This window comes from Ruegeria sp. AG7, assembly GCF_056541545.1.
The window spans coordinates 1-1940 of record NZ_JBQFYP010000046.1; the positions used below are offsets into that span (position 1 = coordinate 1).

General features: G+C 60.1%; 1 protein-coding gene. It reads right to left on the reverse strand.

All coding sequences use genetic code 11. From position 1 onward, the window contains the following. The coding region (locus tag ACR0BF_RS20280; RefSeq protein WP_480625669.1) for an ABC transporter ATP-binding protein at positions 1-1751 on the reverse strand (1751 nt) is incomplete at its 3' end. Positions 1752-1940 lie beyond the last annotated feature (189 nt).

Below are 1940 nucleotides of genomic sequence, written 5' to 3' on the forward strand. Positions count from 1 at the left end.
TTGAACTGTTGGTCGAAGAGGTTTTTGAAGGGGCCGTTTTTCTGCATGAGTTGGTCGAGGTTTCCCTGTTCGGCGATAGCGCCGTCCTGGATGACGATGATCTTGTCTGCCTCCAGCACGGTTGACAGGCGGTGGGCGATGACGATGACGGTGACATCCTGTGTCAGGGCGTCCAGCGCCTCTTTGACCAGCGATTCCGATTCCGCGTCCAGCGCGCTTGTGGCCTCGTCCAGCAGCAGGATCTCGGCCTTGCGCAGAATGGCGCGGGCAATCGCGATGCGCTGTTTCTGACCGCCCGACAGAAAGGTTCCGTTCTCGCCCACCGGGGTCTCATAGCCCTGCGGCAGGTCGGTGATGAACTGATGCGCATGTGCGGCCCGGGCTGCCGCGATCACCTCTTCGTCGCTCGCATCGGGCGCCGAGCAGCGCAGGTTGTCCATCACCGAGGCCGAGAACAGGAACGTATCCTGACCGACATACGAGATTTTCCGCCGCAGCGAGGCAAAGCTAACATCCCTCAGGTCCCGGCCATCGATCTCGACGCTGCCCTGATCGGGGTCGTAAAACCGCATGATCAGGCCAAACAACGTGGATTTGCCACCACCGGACTGGCCGACAAGGGCGGTGGTTTTCCCGGCCTCGAAAGTGGCGCTCATGTTGTCGATCACCGGCACCGTGCCCTGATAGCCAAAGGTCACATTGCGCAGCGTGATCTGTCCGGGGCCGTCACTCAGGTCACGGGCCCGGGGGCTTTCCACCATCGTGTCCTCCTGATCCAGCAGGCTGAACAACAGGCCGACCCCGACCATGCAGGTTTCAATCTGGACCCGCATCCTGGACAGGCGCTTGGCAGGTTCATAGGCCATCAGCAAAGCGGTGATGAAGGACATCAGCTGACCCGCGGTCGGCTGTTCGGCACCCGCGATACCCATCGTGCTGACAATGAGAACCCCGGCAACCGCCAGACCGGCCAGAAACTCCATCAGCGGGCTGGCAATGGCCTGTAGCCGGGCGATGTCGTTCGAGCGCTGTTCGACCTTCCGGATCGCGGTCTCCATTCGGTCGATCATGCGATCTTCAAGCGCAAACACCTTGATCACCTTGATCCCCGCCGAGGTCTCCTGCAGCACCCGGATGATCTCTGCCAGCGATTTGAACTCGGCCTGCATGATCGAGCGGACGCTTTTCAGCAGATACCGCACCCCCAGCAGGGCAATCGGGCCCACCACAAAGAACATCACCGACAGGACCGGCTGCTGATACACCATGACCACAATCAGGCCGACCAGGGTCAGGGCATCGCGGACAAACCCGGTGACCAGAACATCGATCAGGCTCCGGGCCGATTGCGCGCCATTGGTCGTGCGCATCAGCAGATCCGACGATTCAGTGGTCGAGAAGAACGACACTCCGTGCCGGACCAGCTTGCGGTACAGCTTCTCCTGCTGCTGAGCCACAATCCGGTTGCCCGCGCGTGCCAGAAAAACGGCCTGAATATACGAGGCCACCGCCTTGGTCAGGAACAGAAGCACAACCCCCAGCGCAATGACATGCACCCATCCCCGCAATTCCGGGCTGGTCATGGCATCGATGATATATTCCATCATGTAAGCCGAGCCGGCGGTGGTGACCGCCACCGCGATCATCGCCAGGATCGCAATGCCGTAAAGCCCGCCCTGCGCATAAAAGCTCTCACCGACAAGCCGGCCCATATAGCCCGATCGCCACTTGTTCCAGGCGCGCTTCATCATTGCGTTCTCCAAATCCGTGAAACGGTGCGCACGCCCAGATACCCCATATCCCGCCGCGCCTAAAGGACAGATGCAACCCTGCGGCAGACCAACCCATCCCAACATCCAAACACGCTAAATAAGACCTAACCACCAAACCCGCAACCAATACCAAATACTCAAGCAATCCATAACCGCAATCGAACGGCT